The organism is Echinicola pacifica DSM 19836 (assembly GCF_000373245.1).
GTDB lineage: Bacteria > Bacteroidota > Bacteroidia > Cytophagales > Cyclobacteriaceae > Echinicola > Echinicola pacifica.
Genome location: NZ_KB890750.1, coordinates 404654 through 429446 on the forward strand (window position 1 = coordinate 404654; position 24793 = coordinate 429446).

The 24793-nt window shown below is 44.4% G+C and carries 20 protein-coding genes; 9 read left to right on the top strand and 11 right to left on the bottom strand.

The window, feature by feature from the left end; translation table 11 throughout:
* Window positions 1–15: 15 nt before the first annotated feature.
* From B050_RS0112245 to dnaG, 3 genes are all read right to left on the bottom strand, one after another.
* Window positions 16–651 carry a hypothetical protein gene (locus B050_RS0112245; RefSeq protein WP_018474214.1) on the bottom strand — a complete coding sequence of 212 codons (636 nt, stop codon included), beginning with the start codon at window positions 649–651 and terminating at the stop codon, window positions 16–18.
* 206 nt (window positions 652–857) lie between these two features.
* Entirely contained in the window at window positions 858–2093 is a 1236-nt protein-coding gene (locus B050_RS0112250; protein WP_018474215.1) for a bifunctional 3,4-dihydroxy-2-butanone-4-phosphate synthase/GTP cyclohydrolase II, read from the bottom strand.
* Window positions 2094–2177: 84 nt separating this feature from the next.
* Window positions 2178–4127 (bottom strand): DNA primase, encoded by a 1950-nt coding sequence (gene dnaG, locus B050_RS0112255; RefSeq protein ID WP_018474216.1) that lies wholly within the window; start codon window positions 4125–4127, stop codon window positions 2178–2180.
* 226 nt (window positions 4128–4353) lie between these two features.
* Between dnaG and B050_RS0112260 the strand changes: the two genes are divergently transcribed.
* The 8 genes from B050_RS0112260 (at window position 4354) to B050_RS0112300 (ending at window position 13785) form a co-directional block, all read left to right on the top strand.
* Entirely contained in the window at window positions 4354–5448 is a 1095-nt protein-coding gene (locus B050_RS0112260; RefSeq protein ID WP_018474217.1) for an Mrp/NBP35 family ATP-binding protein, read from the top strand.
* Between the two features lie 9 nt (window positions 5449–5457).
* Window positions 5458–5709 carry a NifU family protein gene (locus tag B050_RS0112265; RefSeq protein WP_018474218.1) on the top strand — a complete coding sequence of 84 codons (252 nt, stop codon included), beginning with the start codon at window positions 5458–5460 and terminating at the stop codon, window positions 5707–5709.
* 22 nt (window positions 5710–5731) lie between these two features.
* Window positions 5732–8776: a M43 family zinc metalloprotease gene (locus tag B050_RS0112270; protein ID WP_018474219.1), complete on the top strand. Its 3045-nt coding sequence runs from the start codon at window positions 5732–5734 to the stop codon at window positions 8774–8776.
* 267 nt (window positions 8777–9043) lie between these two features.
* On the top strand, window positions 9044–9817 hold the full coding sequence (locus tag B050_RS0112275) for a PASTA domain-containing protein (RefSeq protein ID WP_018474220.1): 774 nt from the start codon (window positions 9044–9046) through the stop codon (window positions 9815–9817).
* A gap of 1 nt (window position 9818) precedes the next feature.
* Window positions 9819–11663, top strand: coding sequence for a T9SS type A sorting domain-containing protein (locus tag B050_RS0112280; protein WP_018474221.1), 1845 nt, complete (start codon window positions 9819–9821; stop codon window positions 11661–11663).
* A 5-nt stretch (window positions 11664–11668) separates the two neighbouring features.
* Window positions 11669–11974 carry a rhodanese-like domain-containing protein gene (locus B050_RS0112285; protein ID WP_018474222.1) on the top strand — a complete coding sequence of 102 codons (306 nt, stop codon included), beginning with the start codon at window positions 11669–11671 and terminating at the stop codon, window positions 11972–11974.
* 243 nt (window positions 11975–12217) lie between these two features.
* Window positions 12218–13099, top strand: coding sequence for a methylated-DNA--[protein]-cysteine S-methyltransferase (locus tag B050_RS0112295; RefSeq protein WP_018474224.1), 882 nt, complete (start codon window positions 12218–12220; stop codon window positions 13097–13099).
* 83 nt (window positions 13100–13182) lie between these two features.
* Window positions 13183–13785, top strand: coding sequence for an alpha-ketoglutarate-dependent dioxygenase AlkB family protein (locus B050_RS0112300; RefSeq protein WP_018474225.1), 603 nt, complete (start codon window positions 13183–13185; stop codon window positions 13783–13785).
* A gap of 144 nt (window positions 13786–13929) precedes the next feature.
* Here the strand turns inward: B050_RS0112300 and B050_RS0112305 are convergent, their stop codons facing one another.
* The 7 genes from B050_RS0112305 to B050_RS0112340 all read right to left on the bottom strand — a co-directional run bounded on the left by B050_RS0112305 (window position 13930) and on the right by B050_RS0112340 (window position 21984).
* Window positions 13930–14532, bottom strand: coding sequence for an HmuY family protein (locus tag B050_RS0112305; RefSeq protein WP_018474226.1), 603 nt, complete (start codon window positions 14530–14532; stop codon window positions 13930–13932).
* Window positions 14533–14561: 29 nt separating this feature from the next.
* A complete protein-coding gene (locus B050_RS0112310) occupies window positions 14562–16868 on the bottom strand; it encodes a TonB-dependent receptor plug domain-containing protein (RefSeq protein WP_018474227.1) in 2307 nt (768 codons plus the stop codon).
* Window positions 16869–16964: 96 nt separating this feature from the next.
* A complete protein-coding gene (locus B050_RS0112315; protein WP_018474228.1) occupies window positions 16965–18014 on the bottom strand; it encodes a hemin-degrading factor in 1050 nt (349 codons plus the stop codon).
* Between the two features lie 3 nt (window positions 18015–18017).
* Window positions 18018–18842 carry a heme ABC transporter ATP-binding protein gene (locus tag B050_RS0112320; protein ID WP_018474229.1) on the bottom strand — a complete coding sequence of 275 codons (825 nt, stop codon included), beginning with the start codon at window positions 18840–18842 and terminating at the stop codon, window positions 18018–18020.
* On the bottom strand, window positions 18839–19909 hold the full coding sequence (locus tag B050_RS0112325; RefSeq protein WP_026235844.1) for a FecCD family ABC transporter permease: 1071 nt from the start codon (window positions 19907–19909) through the stop codon (window positions 18839–18841). The genes B050_RS0112320 and B050_RS0112325 overlap by 4 nt, the downstream gene beginning before the upstream one ends.
* Window positions 19910–19915: 6 nt before the next feature.
* The gene (locus B050_RS0112330; protein WP_018474231.1) at window positions 19916–20785 is read right to left on the bottom strand and encodes a heme/hemin ABC transporter substrate-binding protein; all 870 of its coding nucleotides are present in this window, start codon (window positions 20783–20785) and stop codon (window positions 19916–19918) included.
* A gap of 251 nt (window positions 20786–21036) precedes the next feature.
* On the bottom strand, window positions 21037–21984 hold the full coding sequence (locus tag B050_RS0112340; protein ID WP_018474233.1) for a helix-turn-helix transcriptional regulator: 948 nt from the start codon (window positions 21982–21984) through the stop codon (window positions 21037–21039).
* A gap of 317 nt (window positions 21985–22301) precedes the next feature.
* On the opposite strand from B050_RS0112340, the gene B050_RS0112345 reads away from it, so the two are divergent.
* A complete protein-coding gene (locus tag B050_RS0112345) occupies window positions 22302–23231 on the top strand; it encodes a hydroxypyruvate isomerase family protein (protein WP_018474234.1) in 930 nt (309 codons plus the stop codon).
* 58 nt (window positions 23232–23289) lie between these two features.
* Here B050_RS0112345 and B050_RS0112350 read toward each other — a convergent pair whose 3' ends face one another.
* Window positions 23290–24603, bottom strand: a complete 1314-nt coding sequence (locus B050_RS0112350; protein WP_018474235.1) for an MFS transporter — start codon at window positions 24601–24603, stop codon at window positions 23290–23292.
* Window positions 24604–24793: the final 190 nt, after the last annotated feature.

The window sequence follows — 24793 nt, forward strand, 5'->3', positions numbered from 1 at the left end:
CTTATTTATTTGATTCTATTCGTTTTTGAGCTGGTTATAATAAGCGGTGATCCTCAGCAAATCCCCTCGTTGGTCAGGGTCAAGGCGGTTTTTACGCATATATAATTTCACTTCATCCTCCCGGTCCTGCATATAGCCCAGGAGGTCTTTTTTCTTTTCACTGTACTTTACAATCTTCCCGTCGGTCAGGAAATAAAAGTCAAAATCTAATTTACTGGAATTCATCATTTGAGAACCATACATCGGTGACATATACATATTATACATCCCCATATTTCTATTGTCCGCAGCGATAAACTCCCTACAAAGTAGTGTGATATCTTCGCCTTCGGTCAGCAATTCGAAGAAAACTGGAACAGCATAATCATTATTATTAACATCATAAGGAAGGCTATAGAAGGTTCTTATTCCCCCATAAAACTCATCAAAAAGCTCAAACCGGGAAATGGAAGAACTGCTATACGTGTGCACGCTATTGTCTTGCAGCTGAACGACGTTATTATCAAGGTTATATTTTACCTTTCCTTTATGGATTTCACCATCATTGAGATAGACAGTGCCGTCATGCCATATTTCTGAGGGGAAATTCTGCGCCTGTACAGCGATGATGCCGAGCAGGGCTAATAGTAGGGTTGCAGCTATTCTTTTCATATTTTCTATACTAAGCGTTCTATATATTAACTAGTACTAGTCGATTCACCTGCTCAAAAACCGAATAATCTTGATACCTAAATGGTACTATTGAGACAGAGGAATTGCGTTCCGTGCTTTTACTAACGAAAACCATTACGTATAAGTTAATAATATTGTCTCAAAAGGGCATAAAAAAACCCTGACGATGCAGGGCTTTATCTATTTTATTTCAACTTATCGATATGCTTTTTCAATATCTGATGGCCCATCTTATCTCGCTTAGTGGTGAGATATCTTTCATTATGGGCATTTGGTGATATTTCCAAAGGCACAGTATCCACTATTTCAAGCCCATAGCCCAGGAGGCCGGCTCTTTTGGTAGGATTGTTTGTGATCAATTTGATTTTTGATAAACCCAAATCTCTCAGGATCTGAGCCCCTACGCCATAGTCTCTTTTATCCATTGGGAACCCTAAGGCTAGATTAGCCTGAACGGTATCCATTCCTTCTTCCTGCAGTTTATAAGCTTTGAGCTTATTGATCAAGCCAATGCCTCTTCCTTCCTGATTCATATAGAGCACCACACCTTTGCCGGCTTGCTGCACCATCTCCATGGCACTATGCAGCTGTGGTCCACAGTCGCATCGGCAAGATCCGAAGATATCACCGGTGATGCAGGAGGAATGAACTCGTACAAGAACAGGTTCATTTTCATCCCATTCCCCTTTGATCAGGGCCATGTGGATTTCATCTGTATTGGTTTGCTTAAAGGCGATAAGGTTAAAATCTCCCCATTCGGTGGGCATCTCCACCCCTATTTCTCTTTCGATCAGGGATTCATTTTTGAGCCGATAGGCGATCAAATCCTTAATGCTTACGAGCTTAAGGTTAAATCTTTCCGCTACCTTCACCAAGTCCGGTACCCGGGCCATGGTGCCATCATCATTCATGATCTCCACGAGCACGCCTGCAGGATACATCCCCGCCATTCTGGCAAGGTCAATGGCCGCTTCGGTATGACCAGTACGTCTTAATACCCCACCTCTTTTGGCTTTTAGGGGAAAAATATGTCCCGGCTTACCCAGCTCATCGGGATGAATGGAATCATCTATAAGCGCCTTGATCGTGGTGGCTCTGTCACTCGCGGATATCCCCGTGGTACATCCATGCCCGATCAAATCCACCGATACGGTAAAAGGAGTCTCGTAAGCAGCAGTATTTCGTCCTACCATCAGCTCTAATCCCAACTCCTCACAACGATCTTCAATAATGGGAGCGCAAATCAATCCACGGCCGTGAATGGCCATAAAATTGATTATCTCCGGGGTTACTTTCTCAGCTGCACAGACAAAATCACCCTCATTTTCTCTATCTTCATCATCTACCACGATTATCACTTCTCCATTTCGAATGGCCTCTATAGCGTCCTCGATTGGGTCTAGTTTAAATTCTTCAGCCATAACTTTATATTCAATGGTCTAGTTTAGGGCGCTAAAATACGCCGTTTATTTTCTAAAACCGAAAAAGCATCTCTTTAGTTTGGTTTAGCGAGACTTTACCGTTCCTAACTGCGCATTTATTTCCCGCAAGGAACTGTTTAGCGTAATGAGTATCCGCTGAAAGTCTGTGACTTCCGACTCACTACCCCTTTGTTCGGCCTCTTTGATATTCTGTATTGATTCATCCACCATTTTCTCCAATACCCGCCGCTTCAATCGCAAAATCTCCTTAAAAGTGGTCTTCGACAAATCATCATATTCCCTATTGGTATAGATTAAATGTTTCTTCTGCCAATTTTCGGACATATCATGCCTATGAGCAATTAAATTAATCACCTCTGACTTAATCTGCGAGTCGTCCAGCTTGATAAAATACTCTGGATCAGGCAAAATCCCTCGCTTCAAGGCTTGCTTATATTCGGAGAAAATCCTTTGATATAATGGCGATTGGAATACCACATCCGATATTTCCTGTATCAGATATTCGCAGACGTGAAGTTCCTCAGAGACCTTCTCAAATCCATAACTAATCAGCAAGCGCATCATCTCCCTCTCCTGGGCAATCAGCACTTGAGAAATCGAAATTTTCTGCTCTTCTACTGGCAGGTAATCCTCCGCAAATAGGCCATCGGGCGGCGGAGGCCCTGGGTCGGGACTTTGATAATTATTACTTTTCTGAGCTTTGAGCAGTATTTTGTTCAGCTCAGTAAGGACTATATCCTCCTCCATCTGGAGGAGACGGGCAGATTCCTTCACATATACCGAGCGGGTAAGCGGATCAGGGATTTTGGCCACACTCTGCACGACCTGCCTCACCGTATCCGCTCGCTTGATAGGGTCATTTGCAGATTCCTCTGCATACAGGTCGACCTTGAAGGCAATAAAATCTCGCGCATGATCCTGAAGGTGCTGCCTAAAAGCCTCCGAACCCACCTTGCGGGAGTAGCTATCCGGATCATCCCCATCAGGAAAGACCACGGCTTTTACATTGAGGCCTCCCTCCAGCAGCATGTCGATTCCTCGTAAAGAGGCCTTGATCCCTGCGGCATCACCATCATAGAGGACGGTTACATTATCAGTAAATCTCTTAATTAGCTTGATCTGATTCTCTGTCAGTGAAGTACCGGAAGAGGCCACCACATTCTCGATTCCTGAGAGATGCATAGACACCACATCGGTATAGCCTTCCACCAAATAGCAATTGTCCTGACTTCTGATCGCCTGCTTGGCTTGATAAATCCCATATAGCACATCACTTTTATGGTAAACAGCCGTCTCCGGTGAGTTGATGTATTTGGGCTGCTTCTTATCATTGGTCAGTATTCTGGCCCCAAAGGCGATGGGCTTGCCGGCAAGGTTGTGGATCGTAAAGACCACACGTCCCCGGAAGCGATCATACTTCCGGGAGGGATCCCCTTCTTTTTGGAGAATTAGTCCTCCTTTTAGAAGTATATCATCCGAATGCCCCGCCTTATTGGCCGCATTATGGAGGTGATCCCAGCTGTCCATGGCATAGCCTAGGTCAAACTTGTCGATGATGGACTGATTAAATCCTCGCTCCTTAAAGTAGGACAAACCTATAGACCGGCCTTCATCGGTATCCTTAAGGTTTTTGACGAAAAGGTCCTTCGCAAAAGATTGCACGATATATAAGCTTTCCCGCTCATTATAGGCCTGCACCTCCTCGGGCGTGACGGCTTTATCCTCCTCTACCTCGATGCCATATTTCTGTGCCAGTTGGCGGATGGCCTCGTTGAAGCCGATTCCTTCGATGTCCATGACGAACTGAAGGGAATCTCCAGAGGCTCCACAACCGAAGCATTTATAAATCTGCTTGGCAGGAGAAACGGAAAAAGAGGGAGATTTTTCGTTATGAAATGGACAGCAGGCCCAGAGATTTTGACCTTTTCTCTTCAGGGAGACATAATCATTGACTACATCTTCTATATCTACCCTATCTTTTACTTTGTCTGTTGTCAGTTTACTTAGTGCCATTCGCTATTTCCTTTCAGGGCTCAAAGATACAAAAGTACTCAAATAGATATGGTATTCTTCAGTAGGAAGAGAAACTATTCCCCTGGATCCACGGTTATCAATTTGAAATCTAAAATTCTTTAATTGCGAAAAAAATTTGCTTCTGAAATAAGGCGATTAGATAATCCATTCATTAGTTTTAATTCGCACGAATAAGCACTAAATTGCGCAAAATTTACCATACCTAATGACTATCAGTAAAGAAAACGTACTTAAAGCCCTCTCCACCGTAGAGGATCCGGATCTGAAAAAGGATTTGGTAACCCTCGGAATGATCCAAGACATCATTATTGAGGGTGATAAGTTGAGTTTTAAGGTGGTACTCACCACTCCTGCCTGCCCGCTAAAGGAATTAATTAAGAACAATTGTATTGATGCCCTGGAGAAGGAATTCGGTACTGAGGTAGAATTGGATATCCATATGACTTCCAATGTCACCACGGTACGAAACAATGCTCCTTTGCTCCCTCAGGTCAAAAACATCATCGCCATAGCATCTGGCAAAGGTGGAGTAGGAAAATCTACCTGTGCTTCCAATTTGGCTGTGGCCCTGGCGGCGACAGGTGCTAAGGTAGGACTGATAGACGCCGATATTTCTGGCCCCTCCATCCCTGTGATGTTCAATGTGGAAGGTGAGCAACCTGCAGTTAAGAATGAAAATGGAAAAAACACCATTATTCCTATTGAGCAGTATGGCGTAAAATTGATGTCCATAGGTTTCCTTACACCTGCCGATAGCGCTGTAGTTTGGCGTGGACCAATGGCCAGCTCCGCCTTGAAGCAGTTTATAAGTGATGTAGAATGGGGGGAATTAGATTATTTATTGATTGATCTTCCTCCAGGCACCTCCGATATCCACCTTACCATGGTACAGACTGTACCGGTGACAGGAGCGGTGATCATCACCACTCCTCAGAAAGTCGCTTTGGCGGATGCCACTAAGGGCTTAAGCATGTTCAAGCAACCCCAAATAAACGTACCTGTTTTAGGTGTTGTAGAAAATATGGCTTATTTTACACCAGATGAGTTACCTGATAACAAATATTATCTTTTCGGTAAAGAAGGAGGACAACGCTTAGCCAAAAAGTTCGATGTTCCATTTTTGGGAGAGATTCCCATTGTGCAGAGCATTCGAGAAAGTGGCGACACTGGATATCCAGCTGTATTGAAGGAAGGCACCACCAAGCAAGCTTTTTCACAATTGGCAGAAACGCTGGCTCGTCAAATAGCCATCAGAAACGCAGATCAAAATAAAACCGAGGTAGTGCAGGTCAATACCTAAAAAATAATAATGGAAGAAGGAATAAAGTTAAGAATTGAAAGTGCATTGGACACCATACGCCCCTACTTGGAAGCTGACGGAGGAAATGTTAAAATTGTGGACCTCACCGAAGACATGGTGCTCTTGCTGGAACTTACAGGAACCTGTAGCTCCTGCCCGATGTCCACCATGACCTTGAAAGCGGGTGTTGAGGAAGCGGTAAAGAAAGCCATTCCTGAAATCACCAAGGTGGAAGCCATCAATGTTCCAGTCACAGAATAGACCTAATTGTAAAACACTGTTAATGAAAAGGATATCACTACTTTTAAGGATAAAGTTAGTTTTATCCTTTTTCTTATTTTATAACGTCTCTTTTTCTCAGGCTCAGGTAAGTCCTAGCCAAACGCAAATCATTAATTATGATGAACGCTGCACCGCTCCACTTTGGGAAAAGCAGCTGGAAGATAAGCTGGGCATTGTAGCCTCCAAGGATTATTTTGAAGCCTGGGTCAATGATAAAATAGACGATAAGAAGCATTTCCCAAGCCTAAGGACCTTAGCAGATGAGGTGCGCACCATTCCCGTGGTAGTCCATATTATCCATAATGGAGAGGCCCTGGGACAGGGGGCCAATATTCCTGATAGCCAAATCTATGCGCAGATCAGGATAATGAATGAAGATTTTAGGCGTCAAAATGCTGACGCCAGTAGCACTCTCCCAGAGTTCCAACCTGTAGCCGTGGATGCTCATATCGAATTTGTCCTAGCAAAACAAGATCCCCGCGGCCTTCCCACCACAGGGATCAACCGCGTAAAAGGCAGCCAATCAGAGTATGATCTTTCTGATGCCGGCACCCTCTCCGACCTCTCTTACTGGGATTCGAATGATTACCTTAATATATGGGTGGCGCCACTTTCAGGAATAAACCTGGGCTATGCCTCCTTTCCTCAGTCTGATCTTGCAGGGTTAAATTTTCCGCCTTCGGCAAAAGAAACGGATGGAGTCACCATTGATTATCAATATTTTGGAGAAGGTGGAAATGCCACCGGAAGCTCTCTGGGCCGCACCGCAACCCATGAAGTGGGGCACTTCCTAGGCCTACGACATATCTGGGGCGATGGTGGATGTGAAGTGGACGACTATGTCACCGATACCCCCGACCAAAATGGGTCCAACTCCAGCTGTGTCACCAACAGAACTACCTGTGAATCCCTCGATATGATCCAAAACTATATGGATTATACGCCGGATAGATGCATGAACCTTTTCACCCAAGGTCAGCTCGACCGTATAGATGTGGTCCTCGCCAATAGCCCTCGAAGGGTAAGCCTAGTCAATGGACGCGCCACACAGGACCCCGAAGTATTCGCTCTAGACCTAGCCTTGGAATCTATTTTGGCTCCCCAAAACTATATCTGTACTACCTCGATAAGCCCCCAGGTACAAGCTTTCAATGCTGGAACCTCCTTATTGACCTCTGCTGAGATCGCAATCGAAATTAACGGGACCATAGTCCAACAAAAAGTATTCAACTTCTCCATTGAGCAGGGAGGAACTACCCAGTTCTCCTTTGACCCGATCGTGGTGGAGCCCACTGGCGACCAGTTCACCGCAAAGGTCATCCGGATCAATAGCTCGGAAGATCAAAACTCAACGAATAATACGCTAAATAGCTTTCCTGAAATTCAGCCTAGCTTAAGCCTGCCTTATCAATTCTCCGCTACAGACTTCGATAATCTTTGGACGCTGGTAAATGAAGATGAAGCCATCACCTGGGCTCCAGTGAATCTGAGCTTGGATGGACAGCCTGAAGATGCCCTTTATTTGAACTTTTATAATTATGAGGCTACGGGAGCTTTTGACTATTTGATTTCTCCCCAAATAAATCTTGCCCAATACCCCGACGCTCAACTGGTCTTCGAAATGGCCTATGCTCAATATCCGCAAGATGGACTGGATGACCAGCTTACTATCGGCATAAGTACCGACTGTGGCAATACCTTTGACCTTATAGATCCTCCTTACCAAAAATCCGGAAACTCACTAAAAACTTCAGCTGCCAGCTCCAGCGAATTTATCCCTACTTCCAATAGCACCTTCCGTACCGAAGTGGTCGATCTAAGCGCCTATTCTCATCTTGGAAATGTAAGGATTGCTTTTATAGCTGAGAACGCCTTCGGCAATAACTTATACATTAAGAATATCCATATAAACACCAGTCAATCAGAAAGGTATACACTAACAATTGACGAATGGGTAAGCCCCTCACCAGTATCCAATGGGGAGCAGGTGGAGGAGCTGCTGAGTATCAAAAACGTAGGGACCTTGTCTGTAAATAGCCTATTGCTTAACCGTACTATAAACGGCACAACCTTCCCTACTCTCTTATATGAAAACCTAAGTCTTGAGCCCGACAATACTGCGCTCCTGGCCATTCCTAACTCCACTTCAGAAGGGTTCAATGCGGTGACCGTATCCGTCTTATCACCAAATTACGATCAGAATTCTACCGTTCAGTCAAGCTTAAATTATTACCTAGTAGAGGATATCACGAGTATAGAAGTCCCTTGGCGGGAAAATTTTGATGAAGCTAGCGACCTGGATTCCTGGCAAAGTATCAATCCGGAAAATAATTTTGAGTCATGGGGATTGGTGAATTTGCAAGCTAGTGATAACCTGAAAGCGATCGAATTAACTAAGGCAGTAGCAGAGAATACCTATTGGTTTGCCTCTCCTATCATGGACTTATCCGGACTGCGCCAGGCAAGTTTAATGTTCGATTACGCTGCAAGTGGATTGGACGACCAGAGTACTTTTACGTTTTTGCTCAGCCAGGATGGGGGGATTCATTTTGACCAGGAACTCCTCTCGATAAGTGGAGCCGATATGAATACTATTCAAGGGTCCAGCCCTGTCAACCCTAATAATAAGGAAGATTTTCAGCGCTTATTTGTGGATCTCAGCAATTATACCGGCGAGGAAATGGACCAAATCCGCCTTGCGCTGGTTTTCGAATCCAGTGTGGAAAACAGCTTGCCAATCTATTTAGACAATTTTGAGTTTTTCTTATCCAATAACCCTGACCCGGTTTATCCAAAACCTGGAGCGTCAATTCTCTATCCCAATCCAGCACTAGATCTATTCAGCTTAGCCTTCAACCTGGATTCCAAAGAAGATATCCAGATTCAGGTTATTAGTGTCTCTGGGGCGGTGGTGCAGGATATCAGCTATCCTAATACGCTAAACCAAACGTATAATTTCAGTACCTCCTTATTTGGCTCCGGCGTATATATCATCAAAATACAAGGAAAATCTATACAGGAAACTAAGCGATTAATCATATTATAAGGTATTGGCAACTGCTAAAGTTGGTCTTATCTTATAAGATATGGCCCTCCAATGTGCACTAAATCAAGCCGATGAAGGGGTTTTGGGGAAATGAGAATTTTAAAAGCTTCAGTAAATTATAAATTCTATATAGTAGATGAATTAATTCATTCACTTGCTTTGGCACTATTATTATGGCAATTCGTTTGATTTGAAACTCAATTCATTTCCAAGTAGAAGAAATTAACTTTACCTTTACAAAAGGATTAACTAACCATTTGACATTCCATGAGTAGTATTGCAGCGGGAACAAAAAAAATCATCATTCATCTGGCCCTGGCCTTTGGACTTTTATTTCTGATTTTATTTGTGTTTTTTAAGGTCTATCTTCCCAATTATACCCATCACGGTGAGGCCGTGACGGTGCCTGATTTAGAGAATTTCAATTATTCCGAAATAGAAACTTACCTTGAGGCAAGGGACCTGAACTATATCATCACGCCCGACAGTGGATTCGTGGCTGATGCTGATCCTCTCACTGTACTCAAGCAAAATCCGCGTCCCGGGGCGAAGGTAAAGCAGGGTCGGAAAATATATATCACGCTGAATGCACAAAATGCTCCTATGATCCAGATGCCTAATCTGGTAAAGACCCAGCTCAAGAATGCGCAGGAAGTTCTTGCGAATTATGGCTTGGTGCGTGGCGAGATCATATACGTTCCTGATATTGCCATCAATGTAGTGCTGGACCAGAAATTCCACGGGCGATCTATAAAAGAGGGATTTGATATTCCCAAGGGATCGCAAATAGACCTAGTGGTGGGCGATGGCTTAGGAAAGCAAACTTTGGATATCCCTAATCTGGTCGGTATGGAAGAGGATGAAGCCGAATTTTTGGTGATAGGATCAGGCCTTAGAATGGGTCGTATTAGTTATATCAAAACAGACACCGTACCTAAAGGCACCGTGCTAAAACAATTACCGCCTTCCGGCATTGAGGCCAAAACTGGTGAACTAATCGATGTATGGATTTCGGAATTGGAGGATTCATCAAACTTATAAAATGAACTATAAACTAGGCATATCTTTATTTTTTTTCTTTGGCCTGCTGCTCGCCAATAATAATACCTATGCTCAGCTGGTCCAACGACCAGTGGATCGCACCATCGGCAAGCAAGAAGTTACCGCGAATAATGCAAGGATATTAGCCGAACCACTTTCATTGCCATTTTGGGATGACTTCTCATCAGGCAAAATGGATAGTACCAAATGGCAAAATTCAGGAGCAAACGTCTCCCTTGATGTGGGCATCAATGCTCCCACCATTGGGGTCTTACTACTTGATGGCTCCAAGGCCAATGGCCAGCCCTACAGCACCGATATTAGCCAAATCCAGCCCAGTGATCAGGTAAGCTCACAGCCTATAGACCTCTCTAGCATAAGCAGAGATGATAACAGCCTTTATTTAAGTTTTTTTTGGCAAATGGGTGGAAAGGCGGACGTCCCTGACCTTTCGGATTATCTCTCCTTACAATTTCTGGATAGCCTTGGCATATGGCAGGAGGTTTGGAAAAAAATCGGTGGAGAGGATATCCAGGATTTCCAGCAGGAGCTGATAGCGGTAAACCCCATCTTCCGCCATCAAAACTTCCAGTTTAAATTCACCAATTCTGGCCGACTCGCAGGGCCTTTCGATACCTGGCTGATAGACTATGTCTATCTTAACGCTAAAAGGTCTGACACAGACCTTTACTATCAGGATCGCGCATTGACAGGTCTAAATTCGACCATCATGGGCGACTATGCCGCCATGCCATGGTTTGAGTTTAACCATCGTAAAGACACTATATTCACTAGTTTTTCTAATGAGTTTTATAACCTGAACAACCGATTCAGGGCCATGGAATATTCTATGGTAATTAATAATAAGACTAGTGATCAAAACCTTTTTGTCCTTAATAACAATACCCCCTTCAACCCAGTCCCGCTGGCGAATGAACGCCGAGAATTTACCAGTAACGCCCCTGGAGACTGGACGTTTGGAGAGGTAGAGGGGCCTTTTGATCTTGAAAGCTTGGTTTACCTTAGTTCCGGAGACAATTACCTGATCGCAGAAGCCAGCCTTACCGATACCGTTTATTATGAAAATGTGGATTTTCGGGTAAATGATACCATACGCACCACCGTGAATATCCAGGATTTCTACGCCTACGATCGTGGTACGGTGGATTACGCGGCAGGCATCAACCAACGCTCAGGAATGCTGGCTATCAAATATGAAACCTCCTCCCCCATTTACCTCAATGCCATGAGTATCAACTTCACCAACGACGGTCAGACCGGTACGGCCCTGGATCTTCTGGTGTGGGGGAATTTAGAGGAGGATCCCATCCTTGTGCAGGAGATTATTATCCAGCCCAAGGACAGCCTGGACCAATTCACAAAATTTGCCTTTGATTCTCTGGTGCAGGTGAACGGGGAGTTTTATATCGGCTATATACAGTACTCCAATGACTTTATTGATATAGGGCTAGACAAATCCAATAATACCTCCTCTAAGCAATTCTATAATGTATTGGGAGAATGGCAAGCTTCCACCGCCATCGAAGGTTCACTGATGATCAGGGCTCATGCGCAGCTGGAAGCCCCCGCTCCCGCACCAGCCCCTCTGAATAGCCAGCGTATCAAGGCTTTCCCTAACCCGGTAACCGATCAGCAAGTAAGCGTGGAAGGAGAAATTGACCAAATTAAGATGTTTGATGCCTTCGGCAGGGAAATTAATATCAATGTGATGCCAATGGAAAATGGCAAAATCATTAATTTTACATCATTACAAAAAGGTGTTTACCTTTTGAAGGCCTGGAATAAAGGCCAGTCATTAGAACCGATTCGAATTTTAGTAAAATAACAGTTATGGAAGACATTACAGTAGAAGAACTTAAGGAAAGATTGGACAAAAAAGAAGAATTTGCTTTTGTAGATGTCCGCGAAGAGTGGGAGTACGAGGAAGATAACCTCGGCGCTCTTAATATCCCCCTCGGTCAATTGGCCAACAATCTTGGCGAAATTGACGAATTCAGAAATCAGGAAATTGTCATTCACTGCCGCTCAGGCGCAAGAAGTGCCAATGCCAAAAAATTCCTAGAAACTAAAGGCTATAATAAAGTGAGAAATGTCATTGGTGGCATCATGGCCTATAGAAATTTGGAGGAAGAATAATCTTCTTTTTCTATTCCTACCTTTAAGCTGTCTCAAGATCCCCTTCTTAATCCTGTCCCTTTGGATTTTAGATCGGTTTTTGGGACAGCTTTATTTATTTCTGCTGATAAGCGACTTTTAGCTTTTGTCCTGCTGGCGCAATATCACCTCTTTCACCGGCGAACATAAGATCCTCATCGAATAAGGAATAAAGTCCGCAATTTTCGGGTCGGCGATATCGATTTTCCTTTTTACCTTTAGGTCATGGAGCAGCACGAGATAAGTTCACAGGAGCAAAATATAAACTACCGAAGGGTGGAGCAGGCCTTGGAATACCTACTTGACCAGCATAAGTCTCAGCCTAAATTGGAAGATATTGCTCTACAGTCTCATCTTAGCCCCTTTCATTTCCAGCGGATATTCTCCGATTGGGTAGGTGTAAGTCCAAAGAAGTTTATTCAGTATATCAGCCTACATCAGGCTCGAAAAAGCCTAAGGACCTCTTCCCGCAATTTGCAAGAAACCAGTGCAGCCTTGGGGCTTTCCGGATCTGCCCGGCTTCATGATCTATTCGTAACTATGGAAGGCATGACTCCCGGGGAATATAAAAACGGAGGTCGCTTATTAGAAATAAAGTATGAATTTGTATCAAGCCCATTTGGTGAGGCCCTTATCGCTTCCACTCCCAAAGGGATCTGCCACCTGACCTTTCCAGATACCAAGGAAAAGGCACTGGAGGATTTGATTGGTCGATTTCCAAATGCATCTTTCACAAGTCAATCGAGGGAATTTCATAAGCATGCTATGGGCATCTTTCAGGATGATTGGTCCAATAGAGAGCAAATAAAACTACACCTGAAAGGAAGTCCCTTTCAGATGAAAGTCTGGGAGGCGCTGCTCAGTATCCCTTCGGGCCAGCTCAGTACCTATGGCAATATTGCCCAACAAATAAACAATCCTGCAGCCTGCCGAGCGGTGGGCACTGCCATCGGCGCTAACCCCATAGCCTTCCTTATCCCTTGTCACAGAGTCATCCAATCCACGGGGCTGTTTGGCGGCTACAGATGGGGGCCAGTGCGAAAAACAGCCATGATAGGCTGGGAAGCGGCACAATGGGATAAAACCAGCCAGGAAAATAATCCTTGAACATGCCATTTCCTTAGGTCTAAACCAAAAACAGAAATCCTCACTTAGTTAAAACTCTAATCTCTACCGTAAACCACTCTCCTATGGAGCTTTTTGAAAGAAATCCCTTGCAAAATATTCTGCCTGAAGATGGCCAGGTGAGCTATTATGGGGTGATAATGAGTCCTGATCAGGCTGCTTATTATTTTGACCAACTCCTACACCATATCGAATGGAAACATGATGAGGCGGTAATCTATGGTAAACATTATATCACTAAACGAAAAGTAGCTTGGTATGGGGATGAGCCCTATGATTATAGCTATTCCAATACCACCAAACAGGCTCTTCCATGGACTTCGGAACTATTATTTCTCAAAAAACTGGTGGAAGATACCTCTGGACATACTTTTAATTCCTGCTTGCTGAACTTATATCATGAAGGAAGCGAGGGAATGGCTTGGCATAGTGATGGGGAAAAAATGCTGGGAAACCAGCCTATTATTAGTTCATTTACGCTAGGCGCAGAACGAAAATTCAGCTTTAAACATAAGCAATCCAAGCAAACCGTCAATATCCACTTGGAGAACGGGAGCTTGCTCATCATGAAAGGAGACACTCAAAGAAACTGGCTCCACCGCCTTCCTCCCACCAAAAAAGTCACCAAACCACGCATCAGCCTTACTTTTCGTACCATTATCAGCTAAAGAGGTGATGCTGATTATTTAAAAAAACATACGATAATAGCAGGCCTAAAAACAAAAAAAGATGGAACCAGGAGCTCCATCTTTTCTGAGAAAACATATGTCAAATCAAGTTAACCTTTTCCTTAAATCTGTTTTTGATCAGGGTTAAAATGTCTTGGTGCCGTTGGGTTGCAATACATACCTGAAGGTGAAATAATACATATTCTCCAATGCCATTTCACTCGTGGTAGGATTGCCTTTGAAAAAACTCAAAATATCCATTTTTGCATAATTCCCTGCATTGGTCTTCACCACGATTACCCTTCCGGCAATTGGCGTGATGAAGTGGCTGGTCATATCGTAATTATACCATCCATTTCCCATGCCAGTAGGAATCGCCAGCCCTTCCTTCGTGTCCACCGCCAAAACCAGGCTGGTCGGGATTTCCTTTAATTCCTCAAAGACTGTTTCTTCAATAACTGCAGCTTGGGCGCTTCCTGAGCCATATACGCCGCCACTGGTAAAAATGGAAGTTCCAAAGAACCCCAAATCCCAATCGCCTTCTTTGTTAGGTACAATGGCATTATTTTCTAAACTATAATAAATCGTATCCGTGCCGCCCGAATGAGCTCCAGCAGCATGCAGGTCTTCTACCAGCACTATTTCTAATTCTTCTTCCACCATAGGCTCTGTATCATCATCGCTGGTGCAGGCTACAAATACGGGCAGGGCCATCAATAAAAGGGCAATAAAATTTACTTTTTTCATGAGTTAATAATAATTTATGATAAACGATTTTAGTGTTTTAATAGCTGGTTTAAGGAGATATTCATTCCCATAAAATAGGTTCTTCCGGGGTTGGTACTGTCATATAGGTTTACTGCATCGGAGAGGTTTCTTACACCAGCTTCCATTCTTATCCCATTGTCAAATTCCTTATCTATACTGAGGTGTACTTGTAGGACTCCATCTGCATATTCTGAGGCATCATCGAGGATCTGATTGCCATTCACATCCCCAAATCCATATTTTCCTCTATATATTCCTCGAAGGCTAAAATTCAATCCGGTTATTTGTTCCCAATAGTTTACTTTGAAATTGCCACTATGACGACTTCTGTTAAATAAGCCACCATAATCGCCCTTCACCACTCTTACGGTGGTCCCGGCAGCGGTGCGCTTGAAGTATTTCTCATCCTTAATATCCTGCAGCACTTCCTGGTCTTGACTATCCAAATAGGCATAGCCTATGCTGAAACTCAATTGGGGATGAGGACGATAGGAAATATCGATTTCCACCCCTTGGGTGACGATTTGATTTAGGTTCAGATAGCTGTACACAAATTGTCCGTTGCTAAGGCGTGCCACTGCGGCCGTTTCGATAAGATTGTAGATTTGATTTCTATAGAAATTGGTATTGACAAATAGGTTTTCACTCCACTTCCAGCGGAAGCCCGTATTTATGGCCCAGCTGTTTTCAGCGCTAAGGTCCCCAAAGATGCCAGGGTCCATGAGGTATTGCTGGATCTGACCCTGATCATCAAGCTGGCTAACTCCCTCCTCTACCACCATGGAGCCATAGACATAGTAGCCCACCGCAGCATTATTGAAGTTTAAAAGCAATTGTCTAAAATCCGGTGATTTATAGCCCGCTCCGAGGGAAGCTTGCCAGCTAAACTTTTCGGTTAGTTTATATTGCGCCGAGATTTTTGGGCTCAGTCTCCTGCCATATTCGCTATGGTTATCCATTCGCGCACCAGTTACCAGATTCCACTTCTCCGATGGGTTCCACTGATGCTGAGCATAGAGATAAGTAGAGGTGAAAGTATTGACCTCATCGTAGCGTGTGGCCTTTACCGATTCGAGCTGGTGACCGATTCCAAGGGTAAGTAATTGTTTATCATCGATCCTATAATCGGTCTGAAGCTCGGTACGGTAGTAATTTTGTGCAAAATCTTCCTCATCCAAAAGCGCATCATCTTCCTCAAATTCGCTAAGGGAATAAGTTTGGTAATAACTGCTCATATTCCGCAGGGTAAAAGTCCAGTCCTCCTCAGGCTTAAATCGTATGGAAGGATTAATATTCATTTCCTTTCTGTCAGCGCTTAGCCTTGCGGAAGCAGTTTCATTATCCCTACTGGCTGAGATTCTATCTTCTGATTTTTCCTTATACCAGCGTCCATTTATACCAAACTTCCATGTATTTCCCAGCTCTTTGGCGAGTTTCAGTTGAGCGGTTTGAGCCTGAGATGGAGCTTTGGTATGGCCAAGGCTTTCGGGATCCAGATCGTAGCCATCTGTTTTATAGTGATCATAATTCCCATATACACTCCATCCATTATTTTTATGACCCAATTCTGCTGCAAGATCCCGGGAACGAAAACTCCCATACCGACCCCTGATAGTAGCCGTCCATGGTTCTTCTTGTTTTTTGGTGATAATATTGATTAGCCCAGCCATGGCCTCACTTCCATATATGGCACTCGATGGTCCCCAGAGGATTTCGATGCGTTCAATATTACTTACACTTATTCTATCCAGGTCAAATAAACCACCCGACCGGCCAATCAGCGGTTCGCCATCCAGCAAGATTAAAATATAATCAGAATCCAGTCCTTGCATCTGCAGGCCTGTGCCATGGTCTGCGACGAGCTGCAATCCCGTTTGCTCACTTAAGACATCAGAAAGCCTGAAAGCTCCTGTTTCCTGAATTTTCTCCTTGGTGAGCACCGATACAGGCATGGGTAAATCTTGTACGCTTTGGCCCGTACGTGTGGCAGCGAGCACATATTCCTCCAGCTGCCCAAGGGACTCCTGCAAGATGATCCGGGGATCCTTTAGCAGCTCCCCCACTGAGACACTTAGCCGATCAAAGCCCATCGCATAAATCTCCAGTGAGGTCTCTTCCTGATACGCTTCAATGTCAATCTCCGCAGCCCCCCTTTCGTCCACCATAATCGCAGGGATTCCCGGCACCCGAATAATGCCATGAGGGATGGGGCTGCCCTTCGCATCCAGCAGTTTGATCCGCAAGGGATCCTGCTTAGCCCAACTTTTAGGACTGATAAGCAGCAGAAGAAAGGTGTATAGTATTATTCTTTTCATAATTAATGCGTTTGGGGATTTGAACCTCGGGCCGTCTGCCCGAGGTATCAAAACAACTCAAAAAATCAAGAGACAATCATAAAAAATGCGTTCACACTATCTTTTAGGAAGTTGCCCTATTAGCTGCTTCCAAGCTACATTTTGAGGGATTCCCGGCTTGCGAAGTCCAAAATACTGAGCGACCAATTCGCCGGTAGCATCAAATAATTCGACCGAGCTTACCAGCCCATCAGCGGTATTTTTATGCACTACCCAGGCCTTATCGATACGGTCTTCATTCAGGTGCATCACAAAATCCGGATCCATGATATTAAACCAGTTGTCAATCTGCTTTAGGTTTTTGACCTTGCCTTGATGGATCTGAATAATTCCTTTATTACCAGCAAATATCATTATGGGTAACTGCTGGTCAGAGGCTAGCTCGAGCAGTCGACGCACCGCCAGGCGGTCCACCTGATAGGCCCATTGACTTCCTATCTTTTCTAAGGCCACCTGACGGTGCAATTGGTATTTTTTCAGCATGCCGTAGAAGTCGTGGGTGTCTTTCATTTCTTCCCAATCTTTCCTAAAAGCATCTTCATCTATATTCGTCTGGTAGCTTACGGCTGGGGCTGGACTTATAGCTAGCGGAGCCATTTGGTCCAGGGCTTTGAATTCGGTTTTGATATGATCAAAAACTTCCAAATTACTTTCTTTTTGCAAATAGATTTTTAAAATGGCTACCCCAGCAGCGTCAAAGAATTGGAAACTCTTCATGGGACCTCTAGCCCCGTCCACCTCTGCGGAGAAGCCATACTTCCAATTGCTAAAGAATATTCGCTGCTCGATGGGACCGATCACAGTAGCCATCTGGTGAGGTGCTTTCCCATGAATACTGATCTTCTGAAAAGTCCCTTTATGCTCCAGCACGCAGCCCTCTGATCGGGCGAGCGACAGGACTCTTCCGAGGTCACGGCATTGCAGGATAAGGTCCGGCCAATGTCCTTCCAAGCGACTTACTCCCTCTCCAATTCCTGTAGCTAGGAGCTCTGCTTCGGAAACTCCAAGCTGGGCAGCCGCTTCACGAATCCTTACTGTAGGATTATTGATTTTGAATTGCTGGTATTTCTCCTTCAGGCTATAGGCTGTATTGATGGCTGTGTTCATAGTTTATGCTGTTTTTATGGATGCGTATTTAAATTGTTTTTCTTGTTGTTGTACTCGGGTTTCTGAGGTAATAATGATGTCTTGTGCATATAAAGGGTGATTTATTACCGATATAGGGTGGTCAAAGACCTCAGTAAGCTTTTGCGAAGTCATCACCTCTAAGCGTGGCCCATAATGAAGAGCCCTCCCTTTATTTAATAATAGAACCTTATCGGCATATTGCGCGGCTAAGTTGAGGTCATGGACTATTGCTAATACTCCAATATTCTTATGCTTTACCTTCTGGACAAGTTTCAGAACTTGATGCTGCTGGGCAATATCCATGCTGGAGGTTGGTTCATCAAGAAAGAGGTATCTAGGGTTTGGCTTGTCTTCCCAGATTTGTAATAAAACCCGAGCAAGGTGCACGCGCTGTTTCTCACCGCCCGAAAGCTCCTCCATCTGCCGATAGGCAAATTCCCTGGTCTCTGTGAGGCCCATGACCTCCTCCATCAGCTCATACGACCGGCTATTTTTCTGATGGGAAAGCATCCCCAAGGCAATTACCTCCAAGGCAGTATAGGAGAAACTTACCTGACTATGCTGAGGCATCACCGCTCGCAACATCGCCATTTGGACGGCAGTCAATGTCTGTAGCGGCAGGGAATTGATCGATAGGTCTCCGCCGCATGCAGTGGTTTCTCCAGTGAGAAGCTTGAGTAAGGTAGATTTTCCAGCGCCATTTGGCCCTAATACCACGAGCAGCTCCCCAGGATGAACGGTCAGGTTGATAGGCTCCAAAATGGCTTTATGTTGAATCGAATAGGTCAATGCTGTGGTTTGGATCATATCGTCCGCTTGCTTTTGAAGTTCAATAGAATATACAGAAAAAAGGGAGCACCAATCAGCGCTGTGATGATGCCAACCGATAATTCCGCAGGAGCCACCAGGACCCTGGCTAGGATATCGGAGCCCAGCATCAGTATTGCCCCAACGAGAAACGAAGCGGGAAGTAAGGTATGATGGTCCGCACCCAGCACCATTCTCACCAGATGCGGAACCACCAAACCTACAAATCCAATGGCGCCAGTCACGGATACGCCAGCGCCTACGGCCAGAGCGCTGAAGACCAAAAGCGTCATTTTTACTTTTTGGACATCGATTCCCATATGAAAAGCCTCTGATTCTCCTAAGGCAAAGGCATTCAATGCCCGGGGAAAGGATAACATAATCAGACTGGAAATAATGATCAAGGTGCCCACAATATATAGTTTAGTCCAGCTGGCTCCACCTAGACTTCCTAAGCTCCAAAAGGTGAAATTCCTAATGGCATTGTCATCACCAAAATAGATGGCTAAGCCGATGAGTGCACCCGAAAGTGCATTCATGGCCACACCAGCAAGTATCAAAATAGCGATATCGGTTTTGCCGGCTTTGCTGGCAAGCTTATACACCAAAATGGTGTTGAGCAAGCCGCCAACAAAAGCCGACAATGGCAAAGCAAATACGCCTATAAAAGACTGCAACTGCCAACCGATGGAACTAGAAAACACAATTATAATTACGGCAAATAAAGCGCTGCCTGAGCTCACTCCAATAATTGCCGGCTCCACCAGGGGATTTCTAAAAAGCCCCTGAAGGCAGACCCCCGCTACAGCCAGGCTACCCCCTACCACGATTGCCAATAACACACGCGGTAACCTGATGGTCCAGAGGACATTCATTTTTTCGGCAGCCAAATGGCTGACAGGCATCCCTAACTTATGAGCAAAAATCCCGAGCACCTCAGAGGCAGTGATGGGGTAGGCCCCTGTCACTAGCGATAGCATAATCGCCACCAGCAGCACACTGCCAATAATTGCCAAGGCCATTTTGCGATGACTCGAGCGGGTAGAAAGATAAAGGGATAGCTGCATGGCTGATTAAGGATGGATTTTTTGGAATAATTCGATCGCTGCCTGCCCAAGCCTTGGGCCAAATCCCGAAAGATAATGTCCATCCATGGCGATCAGCTGATTGCTCCTCCAGGCTGTGGTTTCAGTGATTCCCTGGATTGACTTCAGGCCTTCCTTACCCCCAGCTGCCTGAAAGCCGGATTCGAATAATAAGATATAATCAGGGTTTAATGCCGGCAGAGCCTCTGGGCTAAGGGGCTTCAGTCCTGTAAAATCCACGGCCACCATTTGTCCCCCAGCCAAAGTGATCATGCCCTCCGCAAAGGACTCCCTACCTGCCAAAAACACCATCTCTGGCCCGTGAGACATGATAAATGCCACGCTTGGCCTTCTTCCATCTCCTTCCTTCATCGCTGATAATTTCGCCAAATCCTGCTGCAATTGGACAATTAATGACTGCGCCTTATCCTGCTCATTTAATAATAGGCCTAAGTCTGTTATCAATTGTACTGCTTCTTCGGGATTTTGTGGCTTATGTTTTTCATGAATGGATTTCCCACTATTCTTAAGCTGACTCACCACATCATTATTTAGATAGCCTTCCTCTATGATGACCTGATCTGGGCTTAGGGAAAGAATACCCTCGGCTTGAATCTGATTCCGGTAGCCTATGGAAGGAAGCTCCTGCATGCTATTAGGATAGGTGCTGGTACGGTCTGTTGCGATGATATCTCCACCGTGCCCCAGTGCATAGACTATCTCCGTGAGCGTGCCTCCCGCGGTGATGATTTTCTGGGAGCTGTTACTGGCTTCCTTTTCGGCCTGCTCCTCTTGAGGCTTATTTGTACAGCTGATGAAAGCGATGATGATCAAAAATAGGCTAAGTGCTCGATTCATTATTTAGATTAATTAAAGATAACTCTACAAAAGTATATCTATTTAGATTTAATCCAAATAAATTCTAATTGATATAATTTATCGAAATGCAGATCTCATTTACCGATCATGAAAATGAAATATTCATAGGCAATATCAATGAAGTACGAATGTGGCAGACCGTAAATAAATTAGGCGAAATCCTAAAGGAACACAATGAAAAAATGGTGGTTATGAAAAATGGTCATGGAATCCAACCATACTTTCAATCATTAATTATCGGTGCGACGCAATTTTAGAAGGATTTTTTCCTTTACGTATTTCCTTAGGTGAGATGGAGAAATCAAATCTGCGTATTCAGCCACCATAATAAACCATCTTGCGAAGTCATCCTCCCTACTCACTAAAAAGGTCATTTGGATTTTATCATCAATGGTGGTTTCATCGACCAGACCATAATCGTATTTCTCTTTGGCCAGGTAGGGCCAAACTTCCTGATCCACCCTACACACAATTTTACTCAGTTGACCATTTTCCTTGATCCTATCCAGGTATTCCTGCAAATTGAAATGATTGGGTTCGAAGCATTCCTGAAGAATGCTAAGGCCTACAAAGCGGTCAATTCTGAAAGTCCGGTAATCCGCTCTAAGCTGGCAAAAAGCAACCAGGTACCATTGGTCAAAATGGTAATACACTCCAAGCGGCTCAATGAGCCTTTCCGACACCTCATTTCCCCTTGCGGCATAGTGCAGTTGACATAGCTTCTTTTGGGTGATGGCTTCCAGCAGGACGGGAATAGATTGGGGTTTGGAGGCATTGGAGGTGGAATAAGGGGTTTTTCGAATGGAGATGACATTATCCATTTGATCTGTAAGGTCCTTTTCCTTCTGTGGCAATACGGAGCGCAGTTTGATCATGGCATTTCGGAAATGGATCATGGTGGACGGATCGGAGATATTTTCCACGATCTTCTCAGCCAATACAAAAGCGGTAGCCTCCTCAGAAGTAAACATCACCGGAGGCAGACGATAGCCATCCACCAGGGAATAGCCTTGCCCCGCTTCACCAATTATGGGCACTCCAGCCTCTTCGAGAGATCGAATATCTCTATAAATGGTCCGCAACGAAACCTGAAACCGATCGGAAAGGGTTTGCGCCTTTACTGTGCGCTTGCTTTGCAGATGAGTAAGTATGGCCGTCAGGCGGTCTATTCTATTCATATTGGTCCATTTATACCTCTAAATTTACCATTTAAAAATTGAAGACGTAAGCTAAACCCAAGTCGAAAAGTTAATTCTTAAAAGCCTATTCTAGCTATATGCCCTCTCCTTCCGATCGAAAGCCCTCTTATATAGCCTATTAAGAGGCTTCAAGTCCATTTAGACTGGCGAGATCCTTTGATACCTATAAGAAATACTACTTCTATTAACTATAATAATTATTTGTCTAAGCTTAGCTTAGTCCTTATATTAGGAAGCTTTTGTTAATTCTCAAAAAAGCCAAATAACCTACAATTAAAAAACCCAACTTAAAAACAATGGAACATCAAAACAACCCAAGAAGAAGTTTTTTAAAAAAAGCTGCAGCTAGCGGCGCCTTAGCCACTTTTACGGGGGGAATTAGCTTCGCCCAAAGCCAATCTGAACCTATTAGGCGGGATTTTAACCTCAATTATGCACCACACTTTGGGATGTTTAAGCATCATGCTGGGGATGACTATGTAGATCAAATCAATTTTATGGCCGAGCAAGGATTCCCAGCGCTGGAGGACAATGGATTAATGAAGCGTAGCCCAGAGGATCAAAAGCGAATCGGTGCAGCCTTGGAAAAAAACGGGATGCAGATGGGAGTATTTGTCATTGACCCCGGATTCAATTGGAAAGTCGCCCTGACCACTGGAAAGCAGGAATACATCGATGCCTTCGTCCAGGAGTGCGAAAAAGCTGCTGAGCTAGCCAAAGTAGTCAATGCCAAATGGATGACGGTGGTACCTGGATACTTCGAAAGAAAACTACCTATGGACCAGCAGACCTCTAATATCATCGAGGCCTACCGCCGTGGTGCCGAGGTACTAGAGCCACATGGCCTGACCATGGTTATGGAGCCATTGAGCGATAATCCTGACCTTTATCTGCGCCATTCTAACCAATCCTATATGATCTGTAAGGCTGTCGATAGCCCTGCGGTAAAGATCCTATATGATATCTATCATATGCAGCGAAATGAAGGCAACCTAATCGCCAATATGGAACTCTGCTGGGATGAAATAGCCTATATCCAAATCGGCGATAATCCGGGAAGAAAAGAACCCGGAACAGGAGAAATAAATTATTTGAATGTATTCAAATGGATCGACGAAAAAGGCTTTAAAGGGATCTGTGGCATGGAACATGGAAATGCCCAGCCTGGAAAAGAGGGAGAAGCTGCTTTAATAGAAGCCTATCATACTGCTGACAAATTCAAATAATCAACCTAAAGTCAATCATTTTAAACCTTGGTTAATACTGAGTTTAAGGTGATTGACTTTACCCCTTCTGCCTTTGGATGGTGGGCACTAACAGATGCACCGCCAGGAAGGCCAAAAGGTAAGCCGAAGAAGCAAAAACAAATAGTGGGAAGTACCCATATATCACAATTATCCAGCCGGCCAAGGCCGCAAAGATAGTCCCCCCTATTGCCCCGACCATTCCGGCAATGCCCACCACGGAGCCCACGACCGCTTTGGGGAAAATATCAGAAGAGAGTGTCAGGATAGTCGCAGACCAGCCTTGATGTGCGGCTGCAGCAAGGGCCACCAGAGGGATAGCAATATATATATTAGAGGTCAATGCCGCCAGCATTAGCGGAATCACTAATAGAGCACAAATCAATAAGGTGGTTTTTCGACTTTTATTCACCGACCATCCCATCGCCAAAAACTTACCTGAAAGCCATCCAAAGAATATACTCCCTATATCCGAGCTCAGATAAATAACTATAAAAGGTAAAGCTAGCCCCGTTAATTCTAATTTGGTATCTAATGCCTCATTGCTATTGAAGAAATCGGGCAGCCAGGTCAGGTAAAACCACCAGATAGGATCCGTGAGGAATTTACCAATAGCCACCGCCCAGGCTCCTCGATGTTTTATGAATTCCCTCCATCTCAAGGTCCTTTTTGCAGCCATATCCTGATCAGAATGAATATGATCCAATTCCTCTTGACGAATATATGGATGCTGATTTGGTTCGTAATAGACCCAACGCCATAGCGTCAATAAGATTAATCCAAGAAATCCAGTCATGAGAAAGCTGGCTTTCCATCCGAAATTGCTAATCATGAAAGGGACAAGGAATACGGTGGCCAGTATCCCCATATTGGCGCCAGCATTATAAATACCTGTGGCTAAACCACGTTCTTTTTTAGGAAACCATTCAGCGATGGTCTTTATGGCCGCAGGAAAATTGGCCGATTCCCCAAAGCCGAAGCCAAAGCGGGCGATAGATAAACTCCTGAAATTTCCCACAAAAGCAGTAGCCAAAGCGGCTAAACTCCAAAGGCCAATGGCTAGCGAATAACCTTTGCGCACACGCAAGCGATCCATCAGGTATCCCATGATGACAAAACCCAGCGCATATGCCGCCTTGAAACTGGCATCCACATAGCCCATTTTGATTTTAAATGAATTAATTAAAGCGCTAGTCAAAGGCTCATCTATCGGAAGGCCAAGCAGTTCTCTTCGAAAACTTTCATCAATCATTGTGAAAGAAAGGACATTCCTATCGATATACTTTATGGCAGTCGCCAGGAACAATACCGCCACCACCTGCCATCTATACCCTCCAAAAATCCTATTTTTCATAGACTCGCTATTATTCTAATTCCTTTACACTATATTCGACAAAACATTCATCTACATTATTATCCAATTATATCAATTTATTACCGCTAGCTATTACCCCTGCCAAATATAAATCACGGAATCGATTGCGTAAATAAATTCAAAATCCTCCTTGAAAAGGTACATTAGAGTACCTAATTTAATCCACGGA

Coding starts and splice junctions, on each gene's coding strand:
- B050_RS0112340 (WP_018474233.1), bottom strand. CDS start 21,984: ATGAATAGAATAGACCGCCTGACGGCCATACTTACTCATCTGCAAAGC.
- B050_RS0112310 (WP_018474227.1), bottom strand. CDS start 16,868: ATGAAAAGAATAATACTATACACCTTTCTTCTGCTGCTTATCAGTCCT.
- B050_RS0112295 (WP_018474224.1), top strand. CDS start 12,218: ATGGAGCAGCACGAGATAAGTTCACAGGAGCAAAATATAAACTACCGA.
- B050_RS0112305 (WP_018474226.1), bottom strand. CDS start 14,532: ATGAAAAAAGTAAATTTTATTGCCCTTTTATTGATGGCCCTGCCCGTA.
- B050_RS0112270 (WP_018474219.1), top strand. CDS start 5,732: ATGAAAAGGATATCACTACTTTTAAGGATAAAGTTAGTTTTATCCTTT.
- B050_RS0112245 (WP_018474214.1), bottom strand. CDS start 651: ATGAAAAGAATAGCTGCAACCCTACTATTAGCCCTGCTCGGCATCATC.
- B050_RS0112325 (WP_026235844.1), bottom strand. CDS start 19,909: ATGCAGCTATCCCTTTATCTTTCTACCCGCTCGAGTCATCGCAAAATG.
- B050_RS0112330 (WP_018474231.1), bottom strand. CDS start 20,785: ATGAATCGAGCACTTAGCCTATTTTTGATCATCATCGCTTTCATCAGC.
- dnaG (WP_018474216.1), bottom strand. CDS start 4,127: ATGGCACTAAGTAAACTGACAACAGACAAAGTAAAAGATAGGGTAGAT.
- B050_RS0112300 (WP_018474225.1), top strand. CDS start 13,183: ATGGAGCTTTTTGAAAGAAATCCCTTGCAAAATATTCTGCCTGAAGAT.
- B050_RS0112275 (WP_018474220.1), top strand. CDS start 9,044: ATGAGTAGTATTGCAGCGGGAACAAAAAAAATCATCATTCATCTGGCC.
- B050_RS0112285 (WP_018474222.1), top strand. CDS start 11,669: ATGGAAGACATTACAGTAGAAGAACTTAAGGAAAGATTGGACAAAAAA.
- B050_RS0112350 (WP_018474235.1), bottom strand. CDS start 24,603: ATGAAAAATAGGATTTTTGGAGGGTATAGATGGCAGGTGGTGGCGGTA.
- B050_RS0112280 (WP_018474221.1), top strand. CDS start 9,819: ATGAACTATAAACTAGGCATATCTTTATTTTTTTTCTTTGGCCTGCTG.
- B050_RS0112250 (WP_018474215.1), bottom strand. CDS start 2,093: ATGGCTGAAGAATTTAAACTAGACCCAATCGAGGACGCTATAGAGGCC.
- B050_RS0112320 (WP_018474229.1), bottom strand. CDS start 18,842: ATGATCCAAACCACAGCATTGACCTATTCGATTCAACATAAAGCCATT.
- B050_RS0112315 (WP_018474228.1), bottom strand. CDS start 18,014: ATGAACACAGCCATCAATACAGCCTATAGCCTGAAGGAGAAATACCAG.
- B050_RS0112265 (WP_018474218.1), top strand. CDS start 5,458: ATGGAAGAAGGAATAAAGTTAAGAATTGAAAGTGCATTGGACACCATA.
- B050_RS0112345 (WP_018474234.1), top strand. CDS start 22,302: ATGGAACATCAAAACAACCCAAGAAGAAGTTTTTTAAAAAAAGCTGCA.
- B050_RS0112260 (WP_018474217.1), top strand. CDS start 4,354: ATGACTATCAGTAAAGAAAACGTACTTAAAGCCCTCTCCACCGTAGAG.